This window comes from Actinacidiphila cocklensis (assembly GCF_907177275.1).
Taxonomy (GTDB): Bacteria; Actinomycetota; Actinomycetes; order Streptomycetales; family Streptomycetaceae; genus Actinacidiphila; species Actinacidiphila cocklensis.
In genome coordinates, this window is record NZ_CAJSLV010000067.1 from 61,190 (window position 1) to 82,941 (window position 21,752).

Genomic DNA, 21,752 nt, shown 5'->3' on the forward strand with positions numbered 1-21,752 from the left:
ACCCTCGGGTCGCGCGCCGGAGCGGTCAGACTCCGCTGATCGTCCACTGGTTGTTGGTGCTGGAGTTCGGTGCCCACATCACCGCGGTGGAGCCGGCCGTGGTGCTGCCGGAGCCGTCAAGGGCGGTGCCGGTACCGCGGTTGACGATCTGGTAGCGGCTGTTGCCCACACTGGTGAGCGACCACTGCTGGTTGTTGCCGCCGTTCCATGTCGTCTGCCGGGCCGGAGCGCCGTTGGCGGTGTTGCCCCAGCTGTCGGCCACCATCCCATTGGTGCGGTTGACGATGCGGTAGTAGCCGTTGCCGAGGTCCACCAGTTGCCACTGGAGGTTGCTGCTCCCGTCGTAGTTCCACTGCTTGAGGTTGGAGCCGGAGGCGACGTTCCCACCGCTGTCCAGCACCAGTCCGCTGGTCACGTTGGCGATCTTGACGTACCCGGTTCCGGTCCCACCGCCGCCCAGCGCGGGGATCTGGCCGGAGAAGGTGAGCTTGACCGTGTAGGCCAGCGCGTTGAAGGGCGCGTTCGAGGAGGGCATGGCCAGGTGCAGGCCGGAGCCGTCCTGGGTCGGCGTGGGCAGGCTGATGTAGCTGCCTGCGCTGTTGTCCAGCAGTTGGGCGCTGGTCAGGCTGCTGATGTTGAACTGGTTGGAGTTGAGGGAGGTGACGGTCATGGTGCCGCCCTGCCAGCCCAGGGAGGTGGCGTAGAGCACCGTGTTGTCCTGGCTGCGGGTGAACCGGACGTCCTTGGCGACGCCGGCCTTGGGACCGCTGAAGGAACCGCCGCCCATCGCCGTCGGGCCCTCGCCGTAGCTGGACCAGGAGCGGGTGCCGTAGATGGCCTCTCCGAAGCGGCCCAGCCAGTCCCCCATGCCGCGCAGGACCGTCTGCTGCCCCGAGGGGATGGTGCCGTCGGCCATGGGTGCGATGTTCAGCAGCATGGTGCCGCCCTTGGCGGTCCGGTCGATCAGCGCGTGCAGCAGTGCCTGGGTCGTGTAGTAGCCGATGCCCGCGGTGTAGCACCAGCTGGACGAGGAGATGCTGTCGTCCGTGAGCCAGTAGGGGGTGAGCAGCCCCGCCGGGCCGCCGCGTTCGAAGTCGAAGACCTCGCCCTTGTTGTCCAGGCCGTCCTTGTAGGTCGCGGCCACGTCCCTGTTCCAGGCGACAGCCTTGTTGTAGTAGTACGCCAGGAACTGCAGCCGGTAGGACTCCTGCACCAGGCCCAGATCGAAGTCCTGCCAGATCAGGTCGGGTTGGTAGCCGTCGATGACCTCGATCAGCTTGTTGTACCAGAGCTGGTTCTCCGCGGCCGACCCCTGCTGTCCGAAGAGGATGCGCAGTGTCGGGTCCGACTGGTTCGGCACGTGGTCGTAGTAGCCGTTGAAGTGGTAGGCGTGGTGCAGCGAGGCCATGAACTTCAGACCCTGCCCGCGGATGGCCTGGGCGTGCTGCGCCACGAGGTCGAGCTTGGGCCCGTGCTGGACCGAGTTCCACGGGTTGGAGGAGCTGTTCCACATCGAGAAGCCGTCGTGGTGCTCGGCGACCGGGCCGGCGAACCTGGCGCCCGCGGCCTTGAACAGCTGCGCCCAGGCGGCCGGGTCCCAGTTACCGCCCTGCGAGGCCAGCTTGGGCGCGAACTGCACGAAGTTGCCGGCCTTGTCGCGGGCACCGTCGATGAAGTTGTTGTACGGCCACGACGAAGGATCGCCGTAGGTGGCGATGTGGTGCTGGTTCTCGGCCGAGCCGCCGATGTACATGTTGCGCGGGTACCACTCGTTCCCGAACGCGGGAACGCTGAAGACGCCCCAGTGGTAGTAGATGCCGAACTTCGCGTCCTGGAACCAGGCCGGGGCCGGGGGGTGCTGATCCACCGAGGACCAGCTCGCGCTGTAGCTGCCGGGGCCGTCGGTCGCGGCGGCGTCGGGGGCGAACCGCAGCAGTCCGAAGGCAGTGGCCGCACCGGCGGCCGCCAGCAGGCTGCGCCGGCTGATCGGCGCGGAAGAGGAAGACATGCGTGAGCCTCTCAGATCGGGTTTCGAGGTGGTTCGGCTGATCGGGAGCCGTCCGGCCGGGTCCCGGCTCAGCCGCGCGTCCACTTCTGGTTGCTGCTCCCGGTGCACGTCCACAGCTCCAGCAGGGTGCCGTTGGCGGTTCCGTTGCCCGTGGCGTCCAGGCACAGGCCGGACTGCACACCGGTGATGGTGCCGTTGGCGTTGATCGTCCACTGCTGGTTGCCGCCGCCGTTGCAGCCCCAGATGTCCACCTTGGTGCCGGGGGTGGTGCCTGCGCCCGACGCGTCGAGGCAGTCGCCGCCGTAGACCCGCAGCTCGTGGGACGAGGTGCTGGTCCACTGCTGGTTGCTGCCGCCGTTGCAGTCCCACAGCTCCACCTGAGTGCCGGCTGTCTGCGACTGGTTCGGCACGTCCGCGCACCTGCCGGAGGCGACGCCGACGATCGTGGACGTGGTGCCGCCGTTCCCACCGCTGCCGGGGGTGATGGACAGGTTGTCGAACTGCGCCGTCTCGGTCTGACCGGTCTGGTAGCCGACCTGTCCGCCGGCAAAGGTGTAGTCGTTCACGGAGCCGACCGCCGCACCGTCGACCACCGCGGAGATGGTCGAACCGGCAAAGGTGAGAGCCAGGGTGTGCCACCGGTTGGTGCCCAGCGCCGCGACCGTGCCGTGGGCCAGGGTAGAGACGCTTCCGTTGGTGCTCGAACTCAGGATCGACCACGCGCCCGCGTCGGTCACCCGCAGGTGGTAGGCGTTCAGGCCGCCGGTGGTGGTGTAGTCCTGCGAGTTGGCGCGGCCGAGCAGGTCGGCGTATCCGGACTGTTCCAGCAGCACATCGGAGGAAACGGTGTAGTTGCTCCAGCCCACGTCACCGAGCAGGGCGTGCGGATCGGACAGCGCGTCCCAGGTGATCGGCTTCTGCGGGCTCATCTGGCGCACGCACATCCCGCTGCGGCTGCCCCCGCAGGCTGTCGCCTCGAAGGCGCCCTGCCAGTCCATGAGGTACTTCGCCTCGGTGCCGGCCGCGTAGCTGTCGAAGGAGTCGCTGTACGGCAGTCCCAGCGAGCCCTGGCTCGGGCCGGTGGCGGTGCCCTTGCCCTGACCGGTGGTGGTGGTCACGGTGTAGACGCGGCCGGGCTGCACGGTGAGGCTGAAGCTGCCGCCGGACGGGGTGATGTCCGTGGCGTGCACGAAGTAGTCGGCCGGGTTGCTGGAGTTGACGTTCGTCGACCACACGTGGACGGCTCCGGTGGACAGTCCCCCGCTGACGTTGAAGTTCAGGGTCTGGGCGCTGCCGGCGTCCATCGTCTCGATCACCGTGGAGTAGTCCGAGTTGTTGGTGGACTTCAGCGACACGTAGCTGCCGTTGGCGCGGTTGCCGCCGATGTAGCCGCTCGACGAGTCGAGGTACTTCCAGCCAGGGGCGGTGAACTGGCTGGTCTGCGCCATCACCCAGGCGTTCTTGCCGATCGAGTAGGAGCCGGACCACGGCTGGGAGGCCAGGGCGAGTCCCATGGTGGGGTACGGCAGGTTCGGCGTGATCGAGGCGACGACCGGCCAGTTGAGATAGGCCGTCATCTTCCCGTCGATGTAGCCGCGGTTGATGCCGCGCGCCATCGCCTGGGCACCGCCGTTGTAGTCGTCGGACCCGTTCTCGCTCGCCCACAGCTGCTTGCCGGACGACAGGGCGGCCGCCGGGACACTGCAGTTGGACTGGGACGAGCGGTACCCGCACGGGTAGTGCGTGCCGATGACGCCCACCGAGGCAGCAAACGTCGGGTTGGAGTTGACGTCATTGGCGATGGTCCAGTCGGAGTCGGCCCCGACGATCTTGATCGCGGAGTAGCCGTTGCTGTTGAGCGCGCTGCGCAGCTGCTCGTACCACGAGACGTTGTAACCCCGCTCGTTCCAGCCGCCGAGATAGTCGATGGTCAGCCCGTGCTGCTTGGCACAGCCCAGCCATGAGACCAGGTAGTTGACCATGTCGGTGGACCAGAAGTTGCCGTTGCCGATCCAGCCGGGGGCACCCCAGGCCAGCCCGTACAGCTTGATGTTCGGGTTGCGCGCCTTTGCCTGCTCCATCAGCCACCACTCGTAGCCACGGTTGCAGTTCAGGTCGGACCGGGTGTGCTGGTGGCTGGGCTCGGCGCCCGAGGTGGAGTTGGTGTCGCCGCCGATCTCGGCCTTGAGGATCTGCAGGGAGGCGCCGTAGGCGGGCTTGAACAGGTAGTCCAGGATCTGGCCTCGCTGGGGCTCGGGATAGTCGACCAGGAGTCTGCTGTTGCCGCCGCCGCCGCTGATGGCGCCGACGCCGTCGAACGTCCGGCCGCCGGAGGCGCCGTCGATCGTGATGGAGGTCGCGGCATGGGCCGGCGACGCGCCCGTGCCCACGATGCCGCCGGCTGCGAGGAGAAGGCCCAGGAGCACGACCGTCGAGGCTCGCATTCGCCGGAACAACAGGCCGAGTGCTGACACAGTGGATTCCTTTCGCAGGGTGGGAGGTCTCCTGCGGCCGGAGTCGGAGATCCGGCCCGCAGGACCCGCTGACTGTGGTGCTTGCGGCAATCGCCCCTGGTGCGTTAGCGCTCACATTCCAGAAGTGCCGGAAAGTGCGGTCCTGAAGTGGGATTGCCGAGAGGTTTCGAGGTCAGACGGTGCTCTCAACTCCGCAGGTCTGTCAAGGGTGCGAAGTCCGGTCCGGACCAAGAAAGTTGCCGAATGCGAACACCGACGGGCGCCTCGTGCCGCCACGACTCCAGCCTCGATCCCCGGGTCGGCACCGGGTCGCGCCGACACCCGTCGAGGGGATGCGCGTGTGATCAACGCGCCGCTTGTGATAAGGGTTGACAGAGCATGCAGGGTGATGCAGGATGCCGCCGTTGCCCAAAAGACATCCCATCTCCCCACCCGAGAGCAGTCTCTCGCAAAGGTTCGGATGTTAGCGCTCACGTCCTTTGCGAGCCGAGCCCGCAGCGCAGCAACGCCGGCTCGGCGCCGGTGCGAATCCCGGCTGCTGACGCCCCTGCGGGCCGGCGCACTGCGGCTCCTGTCCCCCCACAAAGAAGGAAGCGCCCATGAGACGCAGATCCCTCCTCATGCCCGTTCTGGCCGCGTTGGCTCTGGTCCTGGCCGCCGCCGGCACGGCACTGAGCACCACCCTCGGCACGGGTGCGTCGCCCACCGCCGTCAGAGCCGCCGCGGCCACAGCCGGGTGCGGCAAGGCTCCGACGCTGGCGAGCGGCACGCACACGATTCAGAGCAGCGGTCAGAACCGCAGTTACATCCTGAGAGTCCCGGCCAACTACGACAACAGCCGCCCCTACCGGCTGGTCTTCGGGTTCCACTGGGTGGGCGGCACCATGAACGACGTCGACTCGGGCGGGACCGACGGCTACAACTGGTCCTACTACGGGCTCAGGCGCCTGGCCGACAGTGCGAACAACGGCACGATCTTCGTCGCGCCCCAGGGCATCAACAACGGCTGGGCCAACTCCAACGGACAGGACGTCACCTTCGTCGACGACATGGTCGGGCAGCTCGAGTCCGGCCTGTGCGTCGACACCACACAGGTGTTCTCGTCCGGGTTCAGCTACGGCGGATCGATGACGTACGCACTCGCCTGCGCCCGGCCGACGGTCTTCCGCGCGGTCGCGGTGTACTCCGGGGCGAACCTCAGCGGTTGCAGCGGGGGCACCCAGCCCGTCGCGTACATGGGGCTGCACGGCATCAGGGACAACGTCCTGCCGATCGCCAACGGGCGCTCGCTGCGGGACACGTTCGTCAGGAACAACGGCTGCACCCCGCAGAATCCGCCGGAGCCGGCCTACGGAAGCCTGACGCACATCATCACCGCCTACTCCGGGTGCAGGTCCGGGTACCCGGTGGTGTGGGCGGCCTTCGACGGAGCGGGCCACGACCCCGGCCCCATCGACGGGTCGACCGGGGACGGCTGGCGCACCTGGACCTCGGGAGAGGTGTGGAAGTTCTTCACGCAGTTCGACTCCTCCACCCCGCCCACCAGCCAGCCCCCCACGAGCCAGCCTCCCACCACCCCGCCGGCGGGCAACCGGCAGATCGTGGGCCAGCAGTCCAACCGCTGCATCGACATCAACAACTCCTCGACCGCCAACGGCACGCAGGCGGCGCTGTGGGACTGCAACGGCGGTAGCAACCAGCAGTGGAGTTACACCTCGGGCAAGCAGCTCATGGTCTACGGCAGCAAGTGCCTCGACGCCTCCGGACAGGGAACCGCCAACGGCACCGCCGCGGTGATCTGGGACTGCAACGGCCAGGCGAACCAGCAGTGGAACCTCAACTCCAACGGCACGATCACCGGAGTCCAGTCGGGGCTGTGCCTCGACGCCTCCGGCCAGGGAACCGCCAACGGCACGAAGATCCAGCTGTGGACCTGCACGGGCGGTTCGAACCAGCAGTGGAGCCTGCGCAGCTGAGCAGGGCTCGGATGCCAGGCGCCGTGCGGTCCGGCCGGAAGGCTTGCCGCGGGATCTCGCGGTGGCAGTCCGGGAGCGCCTGGAGCCTTTCCTCCAGGTGGACTGCCGCCGTATAGGGGGCCGTCCTCGGCCGGTGGGGGCCGAGGACGGCTCTCGCGTCACGGCGGGCTGATGAGAAGGTCGTTCAGCGCGCCGGAGCGGAACGCGGCCACTTCGACCGCGCCCGCGTCGAACCCCGCGGCAGCCACGACCTCGCAGAGGCCGGGAACCGCGGCCGCGGCGGACAGGGCATCCGCCGGCACCTCGATACGTGCCCGGCGACCACCGAGGTCCCTCACCCGCAGGTCCGCCACCTCGACACCCGCCGTGCCGAGCCTGGCCCGTACGGCGGCCTCCGCCCGGTCGATACGGGCCAGCCTGGGGCCGGAGATCCGCAGTCCGTAGACGACACGGCTGGCCAGGCACGGGGTGGCGGGCTTGTCCCAGGTGGGCAGGGACCAGTGACGACTGAGCCGGCGCACCCGCGGCTTCGTCAGGCCGGCGCTCAGCAGCGGCGTCAGGACACCGCGTTCGCTTCCGGCCCGGATACCGGGCCGGAAGGGGTCGGCCGCGTCGTCGGCGTTGGTTCCGGTGGCCACGTGGCGGAATCCTGATTCGGCCGCGAGCCTGCCGATCGAGTCGAGGACCTCCGACTTGCAGAAGTAGCAGCGGTCCGGGCCGTTGGCGCGGTAGCCGGCGCGTTCCAGCTCCCTGGTCCTGGGCGTGCGGTGGGTGACGCGCAGGGTCGCGGCCAGTTCCGCGGCCCGCTCCAGCTCTCCCGAGGCCAGGCTCTCGGAAACGGCGGTGACAGCCAGGACGTTGGCGGCCCCCAGCGCCCGTACCGCGGCGGCCAGAACCAGAGCGGAGTCGGCACCCCCGGAGAACGCGACGGCGACCGATTCCCTCCCCTCGAACTGCCCCAGAAGCTCAGCCGCATCGACTTCCACGTCGCTCATGACCCGTCCTCCTCGCGGGCCGCGGCAGCCGCGGCCAACTCCGCCACTTCGCGCAGTGAAAGGCCGAGCCTGGCCGCCGCCGCCGCGACATCGTCGTGTTCCGCCTTGACCCGGTACGGCCCGTGCTTGACCCGGACCGCCGCTCCCCGCACGTCCACCACCTCGGTGTGCCGCGGAAGCACGCTGCGGGAGATGTCGCTCCTGCGGATGCCCAGCGTGCCCGTCTCGGCCGACATCAACTCCTGCACGGAGTCGGCCAGACCGGGGTGGCACAGGCAGTGCAGCACGTGCGCCGGACGGCCCTTCTTCATCACCGCCGGCGTCACCCAGGCGTCCAGCGCGCCCGCTTCGAGGACCCGGTGGACCACGTGGGCCAGCGTTTCGCCGGTGACGTCGTCCAGGTTGGTCTCCAGCAGGGCGACGCTCTCCCGGCCTGCCGGCACGCCCTCGGCCACGGTGACGGCGCACACGTTGGGCCGGTCGCCGAGGGTCCGGGTGCCGGCGCCGTAGCCGGTACGCCCCAGCACCGCGGGCGGCAGCGGCTCGTACCGGGCGGCCACCGCGGACAGCACGGCCGCAGCCGTGGGCGTGACGGTCTCGCCGGGGATGTCCGTGCCTGTCACGACGGCCCCCCTGAGGAGTTCCAGCGTGGCCGGGGCGGGGACGGGGATGATGCCGTGCGCCGAGCGCGTGCGCCCGACGCCGAGCGGCAGCGGACCGCAGACGACCTCCGTGACACCGAGGTGGTGCAGCGCCGCCGCGATACCGACGATGTCGACGACCGCATCGTGCCCGCCGAGTTCGTGGAGGTGCACCTCGTGCGGATCGACGCCGTGCAGCCTGCCCTCCACCTCGGATATCGCGGTCAGGGCCGCGGCGGCGAGCACCGAGACGGGCCTCGGCCGGACGCGCGAGACCATGTCCACCAGCCGGCCCGCCGGGCGTTCCGTGGCGGTGTCGCTCACCTCCACCCGTACCCGTACCGCGGCCAGGCCGTGCGTGGTGACCCGCTCCGCCGACAGCTCCCAACCGGTCAGACCGGTGGAGCCGATGGCCTCCCTGATCCGGTCCACGGGCGCCCCCGCGTCGATGAGAGCAGCCAGCAGCATGTCCCCGGCCAGGCCGGAGAACGGATTGATCCAGCAGATCACGACGGGTCCTCCCGCGTCCGGGCGAGGCGGTGCGCCGCCATCGCGGCGCCGAATCCGGAGTCGATGTTGACCACGGTGATCCCGGCGGCGCAGGAGGCGTGCATCGCCAGGAGGGCGGTGACCCCTTCGAGTGACGCCCCGTACCCGGTGGACGTGGGGACCGCGACGACCGGGCAGGCGACCAGGCCGCCCACCACGCTGGCCAGGGCGCCCTCCATCCCCGCCACCACGATCACGGCGTCCTGCCGCCGCAACTGGTCCTTGACGGCCAGCACGCGGTCCAGCGCGGCGACGCCGACGTCGTGCCAGGCGGTGGTGGCCAGTCCGAGGCCGGTGGCGACGGCCGCGGCCTCGGCGGCCACCGGCCGGTCGGCGGTGCCGGCGGCCACGATGCCGAGCGCGAAGCCGCGCGGGGGTGCCGGGCGCCATGTCAGCAGCCGCGCCTCGGCGTCGTACCGCCCTGCGGGCACCTCCTGTGCGACGGCTTCTGCCTCGTCGGGTCCGATACGCGTGACCAGTACGGGGCCCTGGTTGTGCCGGAGCAGTGCGCTGACGATCCCGACGATCTGCCCGGCGGTCTTGCCGGGGCCGTAGACGACCTCGGGCACGCCCTGCCGGGCCTCACGGTCGACGTCGACCCGGGCGAAGCCCAGGTCCAGATAGGTGGTGTCCACGCGGACCCCCTCACGTGTCAGATCGGTCCGGTCGGATTCCGGTCAGGTAGGGAATCGTCTGCGGGCCCTCGGGCAGCACGCACAGCCGCGCCCCCGGCCCCGCGGCGGCCAGCGCCCGGGCCACGGTTTGCGAGACGTCCGCAGTCTGCCGCAGGTGCGCGCCCGCCAGCTCGTCGTCGGTCAGGTACGAGGTCGCCATCACCACGTTGCTTCCGGCCTGGATACGGGCCTGGATCTGCACCTGCCACTGGTCGGGGACGGTCTCGCCGGCGGAGCGCGCCCCGATGTTCCGCAGCAGCTCCTGGGGTGAGGCCGCCGAGGCCAGGACCTGGCGGTAGGAACCGTGGTCGGGGAAGCCGTCGCGGCACTCGGCGGCGCACACGATGGTCCCTCCCGGCCGTACGACCTGGAAGGCGGCCGACATCCCCTTCACCGCCTGGTAGAGGTTCTGGTCCAGCGGGAAACCGGAGTTGGTCGTGACCACCACGTCGAACGGCTCGGGCACCGGGCGCATGGCCATGCGTGTGGCGGCAGCCGTGGCGGCGGCGTGCATGGGGAGCAGGTCCCCGCCGAACGCGGCGACGATGTCCTTGTCCCGGTTCAGGACCACGTCAAGGGCGAAGGTGACGCCGGTGGCTTCCGCGATGGCGCGCACATCGTCGTGGACGGGGTTTCCGCGGGTGATGCCCCAGGTGGCGCGGGGGCTGCCGATACGGGAGGCGTCGTGGAGTACGAGTACGGTCTCCAGCGCGGCCAGCCCGGGGGCGACGAGCTTGGGGCCGCCGGAGAAGCCGGCGAAGAAGTGCGGTTCGACGAACCCCGTGGTGATCCGCACGTCCGCCTCGGCCCATTCCTTGTTGAGCCACACCGGCACCTTGTCGCCGTGGGTGCCCATCCAGGTCAGCAGGCTCCGGTCACGTGCGTCGTGGTTGACCACCCGCACCCGGTCGACGATGTCGTCGCCGAGCATCCGCCGCAGTTCGGCGTCGGTGTTGCCGCGGTGGGTCCCGGTGGCGACCAGGATCACCACGTCGTCGAGGCGTACGATCCCCTCCATTTCCGCCAGGACGGCGGGGATCATCAGATGCCGCGGCTGCGGACGGGTGCCGTCGCATATCGAGATCGCCACCGTCTGCCCGGGGCGGATCCGCTCCCGCAGCGGAGGCCCGGCGACCGGGTGCCGCAGCGCCGCGGTCAGTGCCGCGGCCTGGTCGCGGGCGGCCTCGTGGTGCACCGGCTCGACCACGGTGGTCACGGCGGGGTCGACGTCGATGTCCAGCCCGCTCTCGCCGTAGGCCAGGCGTATCCTCACCGTTCTCGTCCCTCCGGCCCGGAAGTCACGGGCGGCTGCCCGTACTGCTCTGCGTGCCCTCCTGGTCGAAGTGCTCGCGCAGCCACTGCTCGGTCGTACTCACATGGATCAAGGCCGCGGCCTCTGCCAGGGCGCGGTCCCGTGCGACCAGGGCGTCGTAGATCGCCCGGTGTTCCGCGACGGTCCGGTCGCCGGCCTTGTCGTCGACCAGCCCGCGCCACACCCGGGCGCGTACCGTGCGGCTCGAGATGCCCTCCAGCAGGGTGGCCAGCGTGCTGTTGCCCGCCGAGGCGATCACGGCGCGGTGGAAGGCGGCGTCGTGCTTGTTGAGCAGTTCGACGTCATCGCTGGCGCGCGTCATCGCGTCCAGGTGGTACTTGATCTCGGCCAGGTTCTCCTCGGTGATCCGGCCGGCAGCCAGACCGGTGGCGATCGGTTCGAAGAGTCTGCGGACCTCGGTCAGCTCCAGCAGCTTGTCGCCGCGCAGCAGTTCCACCGCGGACCCGAGGCTTTCCAGCAGCAGCGCCGGCTCCAGGCTGGTGACATAGGTGCCGTCCCCTCGCCGGATCTCCAGAACCCGTGCGACGACGAGGGCTTTGACCGCCTCGCGCATCAGGTTGCGGGAGAGCCCGAGGTCCGAGGCCAGCTGCTGTTCCGGAGGCAGTTTCGCCCCGGGGAGAAGCTCTCCGGACTGGATGAGTTCCCTGATCCGGGCGATGGCTTTGTCGGTCAGTGACATCGATTGATCCCCACTCCCCTGCTGGCGCTGCATGAGAGTAGCAGGGTCATCCAATGTCTGACAGACATGGGATGGATATTCCCTGGTCGCGCAGCATGCCCCCATATCGCCCGTAGTCCGCTCTACCTGCGGCGTCAACAGCCGTTCGATGACGTCCTCTAGACAGGCCCGCGGCGCGGCCCGTATAAATCCATCCCATGTCATGGATGCAGCAGTGCCCCGGGGCGCACGCCCGTGGGATTCAGAAGGGCCAGGGCACATGGCCGAGCTGATCATCGCCGTGGAGACGGCCGATGTCCGCTTCCCCACCTCGCTCGACCTGGATGGATCCGACGCTATGAACCCGGAGCCGGACTACTCGGGTGCCTACGTGACCGTGCGGACCAGCAGTGGAGCGGCAGGCTACGGTCTGGCCTTCACCGTGGGCCGGGGCAACGAGGTGGAGGTCGCCGCCGTCCAGGCCCTGGCCCAGCTCGTGGTGGGCCTGCCGGTCGACGAGGTGCTGGGCGATCTCGGCGCCTTCTCGCGCCGGCTGACCGGCGACAGTCAACTGCGGTGGCTGGGGCCGGAGAAGGGCGCGATCCACATGGCTGCCGCGGCGATCGTCAACGCCGTCTGGGACCTCTACGGCCGCCGGGAGGGCAAGCCGGTCTGGCGCCTGCTGGCCGAGCTGTCCCCTGAGCAGCTGGTCGGCCTGGTGGACTTCCGCTATCTGCAGGACGCCCTGACCCGTGAGGAAGCGCTGGACATCCTGCGCCGTGCCGAGCCCGGCCGGGCCGAGCGGACCGAGCGGCTGATGTCCGAGGGGTTCCCCGCCTACACCACCACACCGGGCTGGTTGGGCTACTCCGACGAGAAACTGGTCCGCCTGTCGAGGGCCGCGGTCGCCGAGGGCTTCACCCAGATCAAGCTGAAGGTGGGGGCGGACCCCGACGACGACGTGCGCCGGCTGCGGCTGGCCCGCGAGGCGGTCGGACCGGGCATCCGTATCGCGGTCGACGCCAACCAGGCCTGGGGCGTGCAGCAGGCGATCGAGTGGATGCGGCAACTGGCTCCCTACGACCCCTACTGGATCGAGGAGCCCACCTCTCCTGACGACATCCTCGGCCATGCCGCCGTCCGCAGGGCCGTCGCCCCGATCAAGGTGGCCACCGGGGAGCACACGCACAACCAGGTGATGTTCAAGCAGCTGTTGCAGGCAGGCTCCCTGGACATCCTTCAGATGGACGCCAGCCGGACCGCGGGCGTCACCGAGAACGTCGCGATCCTGCTGCTGGCTGCCAAGTTCGGCGTCCCGGTGTGCCCCCACGCCGGCGGTCTCGGGCTGTGCGAGATGGTCCAGCACCTGGCCATGTTCGACTACGTAGCCGTCTCCGGCACGCAGCAGGACCGGGTCATCGAATACGTCGACCACCTCCACGAGCATTTCACCGACCCGGTGCGCATCCGCCGAGGCCGCTATCTGGCGCCGACCGCCCCGGGGCTGAGTGCCGAGTTGCGCGCGCAGTCGGCGGCCGCCCACCGCTTCCCCGAAGGCGCGGTGTGGAAGCGGAAGGCGGCATGAGCGGCCTGCATCGCCTCCGCCCTCCGCGTCAGATCCGGCCCACCCCGTACGCGCAAAGACCCGAGGAGAGCAGATCAATGAAGCCAGCCACCAGCAGAACCACCGCCCTGGCAGCCGTCCTCGCCGCGGTGGCGATCCCGGTGCTCGCCGCGTGCAACTCCGACTCCGGCGGCTCGTCCGCCGTCGGCGTGGACTACCCCCGCTCCGACACCGACTTCTGGAACTCGTACATCAAGTACACGCCGCAGTTCGCCAAGCAGCTCAAGATGACGCTGAAGACGACGAACTCCCAGAACGACGTGGCCAAGCTCACCGCCGACGTCCAGACCTTCATCAGCCAGGGCGTCAAGGGCGTGGCGATGGCTCCGCAGGACACCGCCGCCATCGCCCCGACGCTCGACCAGCTGGCGAGCAAGAAGATCCCCGTCGTCACCGTCGACACCCGCCCCGACAGCGGCAAGGTGTACATGGTGGTCCGCGCCGACAACCGGGCGTACGGCGAGAAGGCCTGCCAGTTCCTCGGCGCCAAGCTCGGCGGCAAGGGCGCGATCGTCATGCTGGAGGGCGACCTGTCCTCGATCAACGGCCGCGACCGCACGGAAGCCTTCAACTCCTGCATGAAGCAGGACTTCCCCGGCATCAAGGTCTACGGGGAGGCCACCAACTGGGACGGCGCCACCGCGGCGCAGAAGCTGCAGACGGACCTGACCGCCCACCCCGGCATCAAGGGCGTCTACATGCAGTCCAGCTTCGCCCTGTCCGGCACCTTGCAGGTCCTCAAGCAGAAGGGGCTGCTGGTCAGCCCCGGCGACCCCAAGCACGTCTTCGTCGTGTCCAACGACGGCATCCCTGAGGAACTCAGCGACATCGCCGCCGGCAAGATCGACGCCACCGTCTCCCAGCCGGCCGACCTGTACGCCAAGTACGCGCTGTACTACCTCCAGGCCGCCCTGGACGGGAAGACCTTCAAGCCGGGGAAGACCGACCACGCCAGCACCATCATCCAGGTCCGCCCCGGGGTCCTGGAGGACCAGCTGTCCGCGCCGCTCGTGACGGCCGACGGCGCCGCGTACGGCGGGGTGGCCAGCGTGAAGAACACCGACACCTCCCTGTGGGGCAACCACCTCAGCTGACCGGGAAGGCGACACCAGCCATGGGAACGGCACCGCCCGTCGCCGAGGCGTCGGGAATCGTCAAGCAGTTCGACTCCACCGTGGCGCTCGACGACGCCCACATCACGATCCACCAGGGACAGACCCACGCACTCGTCGGCCGCAACGGCGCGGGAAAGTCCACCCTGGTGTCCATCATGACCGGCCTGCAGGCCCCCGACCGGGGAACGGTCGCCTTCGACGGCCGGCCCGCCCCCCGGCTGGCGGACCGCGACGCCTGGCGCACAAGAGTCGCCTGCGTGTACCAGAAGTCCACCATCATCCCCGAAGTGACCGTCGCGGAGAACCTGTTCCTGCACCGCCTGGACCGCGGGCCGCTCGGGCTGGTCCGCTGGAGCGAGGTCCGGCGCAAGTCCCGCGACCTGCTGGAGAAGTGGTCGGTGGACGTGGACGTGCGCCTACCTGCCCGCGAACTGACCATCGAGCAGCGCCAGTTCGTCGAGATCGCCCGGGCGCTCTCCTTCGGCGCGCGGTTCATCGTCCTCGACGAGCCGACGGCCCAGCTGGACGGTGCGGCCATCAGCCGGCTGTTCACCCGGATCGAGGACCTCCAGCAGCAGGGCGTGACCTTCCTGTTCATCAGCCATCACCTGCAGGAGGTCTACGACATCTGTGACACCGTGACGGTCTTCCGCGACGCCCGCCACGTCCTCACCGCGTCCGTCGCGGACCTGCCGCGCAGCGAGCTGGTGGCCGCCATGACCGGCGACGCGGCGGACACCGGCCGGCGCGGATCCCGCCGTCCGCCCCCGTCCGGCGCGGCTGGCACTCTCACCGTCGGGTCCCTCACCAGCGCCGGCACCTACCAGGGCGTCTCGTTCGAGGTCCGCGCCGGCGAGATCGTCGGTCTGGCCGGCGCTGCGGGCAGCGGCCGCACCGAGGTCGCAGAAACCGTCGTGGGACTGCGCGCCGCCGACAGCGGAACCGTGGACATCGCCGGTGTCCGCCCCCGGCCCGGCAGCGTTCCCGGCACGCTCGCCGCAGGGGTCGGCTTCGTCCCCCAGGACCGGCACCACCAGGGGTACGTGCCGCACATGTCCATCGCCGACAACGGCACCCTGACCGTCCCCCGCCGCCTGGGCAGTTACGGATTCATCAACGGACGGGTGCGCGAAGGGCTCGCACGCTCGGCGATCGAGGACCTGGCGATCAAGACGCCCGGCCCCGACCTGCCCGTCGCCGGACTGTCAGGGGGCAACCAGCAGAAGGTCGTCATGGCCCGCGCCCTCGCCAACGACCCGAGGCTCCTGGTCCTGATCAGCCCCACCGCGGGCGTCGACGTCCGGTCCAAGGAGTTCCTGCTGCACAAGGTGGAGGAGACGGCCGCCGGCGGCACCGCCGTCCTGCTCGCCTCCGACGAGCTGGACGACCTGCGCATCTGCGACCGGGTCCTGGTCATGGTCCAGGGCCGCGTCGTCGCCGAAGTGCCCCGCGGATGGAACGACCACGAACTGGTGGCCGCCATGGAAGGAGTGGACCTCGATGCCTGACACCGTGGCCACGGGTACACCGAAAGACTCCACCGAGCCCTCGAAGCCCGCGGTGTCGGCCGAGCGGCGGATCGCCTTCGCGCGCCTGCGGGACCTCGCCCTGATCCCGCCCATCATCGTGATCGCGATCGTCGGTCAGCTCGTCAACTCCGTGTTCCTGCAGACCGACAACATCATCAACGTCCTCCAGACGATGTCGGAGATCGCCGTCCTGGTCCTGGCCGAGACAATGGTCCTGATCGTCAAGAAGATGGACCTGTCGCTGGAGTCCACCATGGGACTGGCTCCAGGCGTAGCCGCCTGGCTCACCGTGCCCACCGGCACCGGCCACGGCCTCGGCCTGCTCCCCGGCGGCTGGGCCGTCCCGGTGACGCTCGCCGTCGGGCTGGCCATCGGCGCCGTCAACGCCCTGTTCATCATCAACTTCGGACTCAACGGCTTCATCGTCACACTGGGCATGCTCATCGTGCTGCGCGGCATCCTCACCGGCATATCCGGCGGCCAGACCTTCTTCCACCTGCCCGGCTCCATGCTCTACCTCGGCACCACCGAATGGCTGGGGATGCCGGCCTCGGTCTGGGTCTGCCTGATCCTCTTCGCGATCGGCATCGTGGTCCTGGGCTTCACCAGCTTCGGCCGGTCCCTGTACGCCATCGGCGGCAACGTCGACGCGGCCAAGGCCGCCGGCATCCGCACCGACCGCGTGCTGTGGACCGTCATGACCGTCGCCGGCGGCCTGGCAGCCCTCAGCGGCCTCATGCTCTCCGGTCGTCTCGCGTCGGTCGCCTCGGCCCAAGGCAACGGCTACATCTTCACCGTCTTCGCCGCCGCCGTCATCGGCGGCATCAGCCTCAACGGGGGCAAGGGCAGCATGTTCGGAGCCTTCACCGGGATCCTCCTGCTCTACCTCATCCAGAACGTCCTCACCCTCGGCGGCGTCCCCGCCCAGTGGATAGGCGCCCTCAACGGCGGCATCATCCTCATCGCCCTGGCCCTGTCCCGCGTCACCGGCGGGAAGATCCAGGAGTAGACCGGGGCCGGACGGCTCGCCGCCCGTGGTGCCGTCCCCTCGTCGAGGACGGCGCCACGGGCGGTTCGATCAGCACGACTCACGGCAACCGGTGCCGATCGGCGCGCCCCGGCTCAGCGGTACCCTGCGGCCGTGATGTTCGCCTGCACCGCGGCATCGGCGGCATCCGACGGATAGCCGGCGACGATGGCTCCTTCGTAGAAGGTCCCCGCGCTGAGATTGGCTCCGCCCCCGGGCTTGCAGCAGTCGCCGCCACTGCCCAGGACGATGGCCCCCTGCTTCTTCATGGGGCTGTATCCGCTCGGCAGGCCGCCGTCCCACAGCGTGGTCAGCGAACCGGACTGGGCGTTGGCGCCCTTCAGCGCGAACCGCGACGTCCCGTTGTTCTTCAGCATCGCGGTGACGAACTTGCTGGTGAAGGCCCGCTGGTTGGAGTTCCAGGACTGGCTGCCCCCGGGGTACAGGCCCCATTCGAGGTCCGCCTGCACCCACGGGCCGGTGCCCGAGCAGCCGCCGAACCAGCACTGGGTACCGAAGTTGATCGCGTCCATGGCTCCGGCGGCGTCCGCCTTCCTGGTCGTCTCGCTGTTGCCGTAGTCGAAGCAGCAGCCGTTGTTGACATGGGTTCCGCTGGTCACCATGTACGCGCCCTCCGGCGCGCTGCCGGTCGGAACACCCGTGAGGTGGCCGTCCCGCCAGTAGCTGTTCCCGGGGTTGATGTACAGCGAGTACGCCTTGTTCCCCCCGGCCGTCAGCGCCTCGGAGGTCGCCTTCGCGGGGCTGCTCTGGCTCGATCCCGGGACCTGGGACGATCCCTGGTACCACAGGTCGTTGCCCCGGCCGGACTGGTCGTAGACAACCGTGATCACGCAGGAGGTGTTCGCGCAGAACGAGTCCTGCGCCGCAGCGTTGGCGTAGCCGCCCATGGCCAGCACACCGATGTCCCTGGTCGAGCTGTCGGACGACCGCCGCACCTGGTAGAGGCTCCCGCTGTACGAGCCGTAGAGCGCACGCACTGTGCTGTGCGCGGCGACGCACGGCGTGCCGCCCGAGCTGTAGATGTCACACGGACCCGAGCCCGTCGGGGGCGGGGTCGTCGAGGTGGTCCACTTCTGGTTGCTCTGGCCGTTGCAGGTCCACAGGATGACCGCGGTGCCGTTGGCCGTGGCCGCACCGTTCACGTCGAGGCACAGACCCGACTGCACACCGGTGATCGAACCGTCGGAATTCTGCCGCCACTGCTGGTTGGACTGCCCGTTGCACGACCAGATGATCACCTGGGTTCCGGGGGTGGTGCCCTGGCCGTTGGCGTCCGCGCAGCGCGTGCCGTTCAGCGTCCGCAGCTCACCGGCCGAGGTGAATTCGAAGGCCTGGCCGCTCTGGCCGCCGCAGTCCCAGATGTCCAGCGCAGTGCCCAGCGTGTCGACGTTGCCCTTCACGTCCAGACACCGGCCTGATGACGCGCTCACCACGGGCGCCGTGGCGGCTGACGCGGGCACCGACATGCTGACGGCCGCGGCGAGCAGGGTGGCCAGGAGGGCCAGCACGGATGACACGACGGCGGCCGGCCGGGCCCGTCTGCGCTTGGCGCGGCCTGGCGAGGTGTTCGGATGCACCATGGTTCCACTCCTTGGGGTGGGGGGAAGGCACGGCGGAAACGGCCGTGCCGATAAAGGGGTGCCCCTGCCGGTTGTCCGGCAGGGGCGCGGTACAGGTTCAGCTCAGCGTCCATTGCTGGTTGCTGCCGCCGTTGCAGGTCCACAGTTCGGCGAGGGCGCCGTTGGCGGTGGAGGCTCCGGTGACGTCGAGGCACAGTCCGGACTGGGTGCTGGTGACGGTGCCGTTGGAGTTGACGCTCCACTGCTGGTTGGCGCCGCCGTTGCACGACCAGACCTCGACCTTGGTACCCGGGGAGGTCTGGTTGTTGTAGGCGTCCATGCACAACTGGCTGCTGCCGGAGAAGACCGTCAGCTGGCCCGAGGACGTACGCGTCCAGCTCTGGTTGGCCTGGCCGTTGCAGTCCCAGATCTGCAACTGCGTACCGGCCGTGGTCGAGGAGTTCGGCACGTCCAGGCACTTGCCCGCACCCACCGCGTGCAGCGCCCCGCCGCCGCTCGGCGGCGGGGTGGTCGTCGAGCTCCCGCCGAGGGCGGTCACGGTGGAGTTGTAGGCCGGCTTGGGCTGGAAGTTGCGGTCGTACATGGTGGCGGCGCCATAACCGGGGAAGGTGCCGTCTATCCAGGAGTTGGCGTCGTCGACGCCCCACTGGGAGACGCCCACGCAGCGGGAGACGGCCAGGCAGTCCTTGGTGATGTTGCCGTAGTCGGTGGCCTGCTGCTGGAGTCCGGAGCTGGAGGCGGGCAGTTGCATGCGGTCGTCGAGCTCGGTGACCGCAACGTCCAGGCCGAGGTCGGCGAAGCGCTGCATGTTCGCCCGGAAGTCGGAGGGGACCTGGCCGACGATGAAGTGGCTCTCGAAGCCGATGCCGCCGAGGGGGACGCCCTGGGACAGCAGGGACTTGGCCAGGTTGTACAGGGCGTTGCTCTTGGCGTTCTGGCCTTCGATGTTGTAGTCGTTGATGTAGAGCTTGGCGTCGGGGTCGGCGGCGTGCGCGGTACGCAGGGCCTCGGCGAAGTAGTTGGAGCCCATCGCCTTGTAGAAGGCGTCGTTGACGAAGGAGCCGTCGCCGTTGAAGGGCTCGTTGACCACGTCCCAGGCGTAGATCTTCCCCTTGTAGTGGTTGACTTCCGTGGTGATGTGGGCGTCCATGGCGCCCTGCACCTGGTTGGCCGGCAGGTTGCTGACCCAGGAGGGCAGCTGGGCGTGCCAGACCAGGTTGTGGCCGCGGACGCGCATGTTGTGCGACGCGGCGTAGGAGGCGATCTGGTCGCCGGGGCCGAAGTTGAACCGGCCGCTGCTCGGCTCGGTGGTGTCCCACTTCATCTCGTTGCCGGGGGTGACCATGTCGAACTGGGCGTTGGCGATGGTGGTCTCGCCGGTGTTACTCAGATCGGCGACGGTCAGCGCGGTGCCGAAATAGCGGCCCTGGGCCTCGGCCAGGGTGCGCAGAGGCGTTGCTGCCTGGGCGGACGAGGCCGCCACGAGAGCGAGCAGGGACGTGCCGGCCACCGTGACGGCCAGTCCGGCGGCAAGGGCGCCGAACCGGGAACGCCGTTGGCGCAGGCGGGGGTACAGCGGGGTCATGAGACCTCCAGCAGTGAATGACGACGATTACCTGACAGATACGCGTGAACCGCTGGGAGGGGGGCGATCGCATGCACACGGAAATGCGACGTGCGGAGAACTGACGGTCCTGCCCGTCCAGGCGGACCGGCTCAGGCAACATGTCCGATCCGGCAATCGGAATCGCGGCACCCGCAACCGCCGAGCACATGTTAGCGCTCACAACACTCCGTCTCCAAGGTCTCATACTGTCCACCCGCACAGGTCGCCAGGAGTTGCCCGCGCACACCACACCGGGTGAACCCGACTGATCGAATCGACCCATCACCGTCTCCCTCCGTGCGATGACATCTCCGTTGCAGGTGCAGGGCGCCACCACACCATGTCGCCCTGCACCCCTTCCTGCGACTCCGCTGCCCTCCGCCGGGCGGCTCAGGCCCCCGGTTGCCGGAAGCCCGGTGCGGAGTGCGCCCCGGTCATCAGCCCAGCGTCCACTGCTGGTTGCTCTGGCCGTTGCAGGTCCACAACTCGACCAGGGCTCCGTTGGCAGTGGAGCCTGCGGTGACATCCAGGCACAGTCCCGACTGCACACCGGAGACCGTGCCGTTCGCGTTGAACGTCCACTGCTGGTTGCTCTGGCCGTTGCAGGTCCAGGTGGCGACCTTGGTGCCCGGCGTGGTGCCCTGACCGCTGGCGTCCAAGCACAGCTGGCTGCTGCCGCTGTAGACCGTCAGCTGCCCGGAGGACGTGCGGGTGAAGGTCTGGTTGGTCGCGCCGTTGCAGTCCCAGATCTGAGTCTGGGTGCCCGGCGTGGTGGTGGCGTTGGGCACGTCCATGCACTTGCCCGCCCCCACGGCGTGCAGCGCCCCCGTGCTCCCCGTGCCGGTGCCGCTCGTCACACCCGCCTGGGCGATGACCTGCTGCGCGCCGGACGGCCAGTTGGTACCGCTCACCTGGACGTTGCCGGTCAGGACGTTGTTGTGGGGTGAGCCGGTGGCGACCTGGGTGGCGCCTGAGTTGTACCAGTTGGTGTCGAAGGTGCTGTCGTTGGTGTTGTTGGTGCCGCCGGCGTTGGTGAAGGCCCATACGCCGGAGTCCTGGATGACGTTGTTCTTCAGGGTGACGTAGCGGGAGCCCTCGTCGAGGTAGAGGCCCACGGTGTGCTGGTTGTCGTAGATGTAGTTGTGGTCGATGCTCGTACCGGGGTTGGCCGACAGGTTGTAGATGCTCCCGCCGTCGTGGAACACCTTCTTCGTGCCGTGCACCGCGTTGTAGCTGACGACGGTGTTCTTCAGGGTCGTGGGCGTGGTGTAGACGGGCTGGTAGTTGTACAGGCCGCGGTTGCGGTAGTCCTGGCTGCCGCCGGGGTCGTTGGCGCCCCAGCCCCAGCCGACGTCGATGCCGTCGTAGGCCAGGTTCGACACCTCGTTGTGGCTGATGACCGCGTGCGTGACGTAGGTCGACAGGATGCCGGCCATGTCCTTGTAGTCCTTGGCCACGCCGGTGATCCGGTTGCCCTGGATGGTGATGTCCTGGTTGGTCATCGCCGCGTTGGAGGGGTGGTGGGCGTCCGGCTGGACGCCGCCGACCACGATTCCGGCACCGGAGTCGTCGGTGAAGGTGCTGCCGGAGACGGTGACGGAGGACGCGCCGAGCCCCACGCCGGAGGCGTGGGCGTTGGCGTCGTTGCCGATGCCCAGGCCCACCTGGCCCAGGTGCGCGAAGGTGTCGCCGGTGAAGGTGATACCGCGGGCCGCCGAGACCTGAACGGCCGCCGGCACCTGGCTCCAGTTGTTGCGGGCCGCTTCGAACAGCTGGCAGCCGGACTGGCAGGACGTCATGAAGTCGGAGGGCTGGGTGAAGGTGCGTCCCAGGAAGGCACCGCTCTGCTGGTCGGCGTAGCCGGTGGAGGTGCTGGGCTGGAGCCAGGTGGTGTGCTGGAAGGCGATGTCCTTGACGGTGATGTCGTGGACGGGGTTGGTGT

Annotated in this window: 15 protein-coding genes; 5 read left to right on the top strand and 10 right to left on the bottom strand. The window is 69.2% G+C overall.

Going from position 1 to position 21,752, the window contains the following annotated elements:
* Nucleotides 1-25: 25 nt before the first annotated feature.
* Both NFU81_RS24280 and NFU81_RS24285 read right to left on the bottom strand, forming a co-directional pair.
* Entirely contained in the window at nucleotides 26-2,008 is a 1,983-nt protein-coding gene (locus NFU81_RS24280) for an alpha-L-fucosidase (RefSeq protein ID WP_251493396.1), read from the bottom strand.
* Between the two features lie 68 nt (nucleotides 2,009-2,076).
* Nucleotides 2,077-4,482: a ricin-type beta-trefoil lectin domain protein gene (locus tag NFU81_RS24285; RefSeq protein WP_251493398.1), complete on the bottom strand. Its 2,406-nt coding sequence runs from the start codon at nucleotides 4,480-4,482 to the stop codon at nucleotides 2,077-2,079.
* 599 nt (nucleotides 4,483-5,081) lie between these two features.
* Between NFU81_RS24285 and NFU81_RS24290 the strand changes: the two genes are divergently transcribed.
* Nucleotides 5,082-6,458, top strand: coding sequence for an RICIN domain-containing protein (locus NFU81_RS24290; protein WP_422665273.1), 1,377 nt, complete (start codon nucleotides 5,082-5,084; stop codon nucleotides 6,456-6,458).
* A gap of 158 nt (nucleotides 6,459-6,616) precedes the next feature.
* Here NFU81_RS24290 and larE read toward each other — a convergent pair whose 3' ends face one another.
* Genes larE through NFU81_RS24315 form a run of 5 tightly spaced genes read right to left on the bottom strand, consistent with a single transcriptional unit; the run spans nucleotide 6,617 to nucleotide 11,329 of the window.
* On the bottom strand, nucleotides 6,617-7,453 hold the full coding sequence (larE, locus tag NFU81_RS24295) for an ATP-dependent sacrificial sulfur transferase LarE (RefSeq protein WP_251493400.1): 837 nt from the start codon (nucleotides 7,451-7,453) through the stop codon (nucleotides 6,617-6,619).
* Nucleotides 7,450-8,604, bottom strand: coding sequence for a nickel pincer cofactor biosynthesis protein LarC (larC, locus tag NFU81_RS24300; RefSeq protein ID WP_251493402.1), 1,155 nt, complete (start codon nucleotides 8,602-8,604; stop codon nucleotides 7,450-7,452). Before larC ends, larE begins: the two co-directional genes overlap by 4 nt.
* The gene (gene larB / locus NFU81_RS24305; RefSeq protein ID WP_251493435.1) at nucleotides 8,601-9,278 is read right to left on the bottom strand and encodes a nickel pincer cofactor biosynthesis protein LarB; all 678 of its coding nucleotides are present in this window, start codon (nucleotides 9,276-9,278) and stop codon (nucleotides 8,601-8,603) included. The genes larC and larB overlap by 4 nt, the downstream gene beginning before the upstream one ends.
* Before the next feature lie 10 nt (nucleotides 9,279-9,288).
* Entirely contained in the window at nucleotides 9,289-10,590 is a 1,302-nt protein-coding gene (larA, locus tag NFU81_RS24310; protein WP_251493437.1) for a nickel-dependent lactate racemase, read from the bottom strand.
* Between the two features lie 25 nt (nucleotides 10,591-10,615).
* Nucleotides 10,616-11,329: a FadR/GntR family transcriptional regulator gene (locus tag NFU81_RS24315; RefSeq protein WP_251493439.1), complete on the bottom strand. Its 714-nt coding sequence runs from the start codon at nucleotides 11,327-11,329 to the stop codon at nucleotides 10,616-10,618.
* 259 nt (nucleotides 11,330-11,588) lie between these two features.
* Here NFU81_RS24315 and NFU81_RS24320 point away from each other — a divergent pair, with 259 nt between their 5' ends.
* The 4 genes from NFU81_RS24320 (at nucleotide 11,589) to NFU81_RS24335 (ending at nucleotide 16,585) form a co-directional block, all read left to right on the top strand.
* A complete protein-coding gene (locus tag NFU81_RS24320) occupies nucleotides 11,589-12,893 on the top strand; it encodes an enolase C-terminal domain-like protein (RefSeq protein WP_251493441.1) in 1,305 nt (434 codons plus the stop codon).
* A 77-nt stretch (nucleotides 12,894-12,970) separates the two neighbouring features.
* The gene (locus NFU81_RS24325) at nucleotides 12,971-14,026 is read left to right on the top strand and encodes a sugar ABC transporter substrate-binding protein (protein WP_251493443.1); all 1,056 of its coding nucleotides are present in this window, start codon (nucleotides 12,971-12,973) and stop codon (nucleotides 14,024-14,026) included.
* A 20-nt stretch (nucleotides 14,027-14,046) separates the two neighbouring features.
* On the top strand, nucleotides 14,047-15,555 hold the full coding sequence (locus tag NFU81_RS24330) for a sugar ABC transporter ATP-binding protein (protein ID WP_251493445.1): 1,509 nt from the start codon (nucleotides 14,047-14,049) through the stop codon (nucleotides 15,553-15,555).
* Nucleotides 15,548-16,585: an ABC transporter permease gene (locus NFU81_RS24335; RefSeq protein WP_251493447.1), complete on the top strand. Its 1,038-nt coding sequence runs from the start codon at nucleotides 15,548-15,550 to the stop codon at nucleotides 16,583-16,585. The genes NFU81_RS24330 and NFU81_RS24335 overlap by 8 nt, the downstream gene beginning before the upstream one ends.
* A gap of 113 nt (nucleotides 16,586-16,698) precedes the next feature.
* On the opposite strand, the gene NFU81_RS24340 is transcribed toward NFU81_RS24335, so the two are convergent.
* The 3 genes from NFU81_RS24340 to NFU81_RS24350 form a co-directional block, all read right to left on the bottom strand.
* Complete coding sequence (locus tag NFU81_RS24340; protein WP_251493478.1) at nucleotides 16,699-18,129, bottom strand: arabinofuranosidase catalytic domain-containing protein; 1,431 nt, start codon at nucleotides 18,127-18,129, stop codon at nucleotides 16,699-16,701.
* 172 nt (nucleotides 18,130-18,301) lie between these two features.
* Nucleotides 18,302-19,789 carry an endo-1,4-beta-xylanase gene (locus tag NFU81_RS24345; RefSeq protein WP_251493449.1) on the bottom strand — a complete coding sequence of 496 codons (1,488 nt, stop codon included), beginning with the start codon at nucleotides 19,787-19,789 and terminating at the stop codon, nucleotides 18,302-18,304.
* 458 nt (nucleotides 19,790-20,247) lie between these two features.
* Nucleotides 20,248-21,752 (bottom strand): ricin-type beta-trefoil lectin domain protein (locus NFU81_RS24350; RefSeq protein ID WP_251493452.1); only part of this gene is annotated, 1,505 nt, incomplete at its 5' end.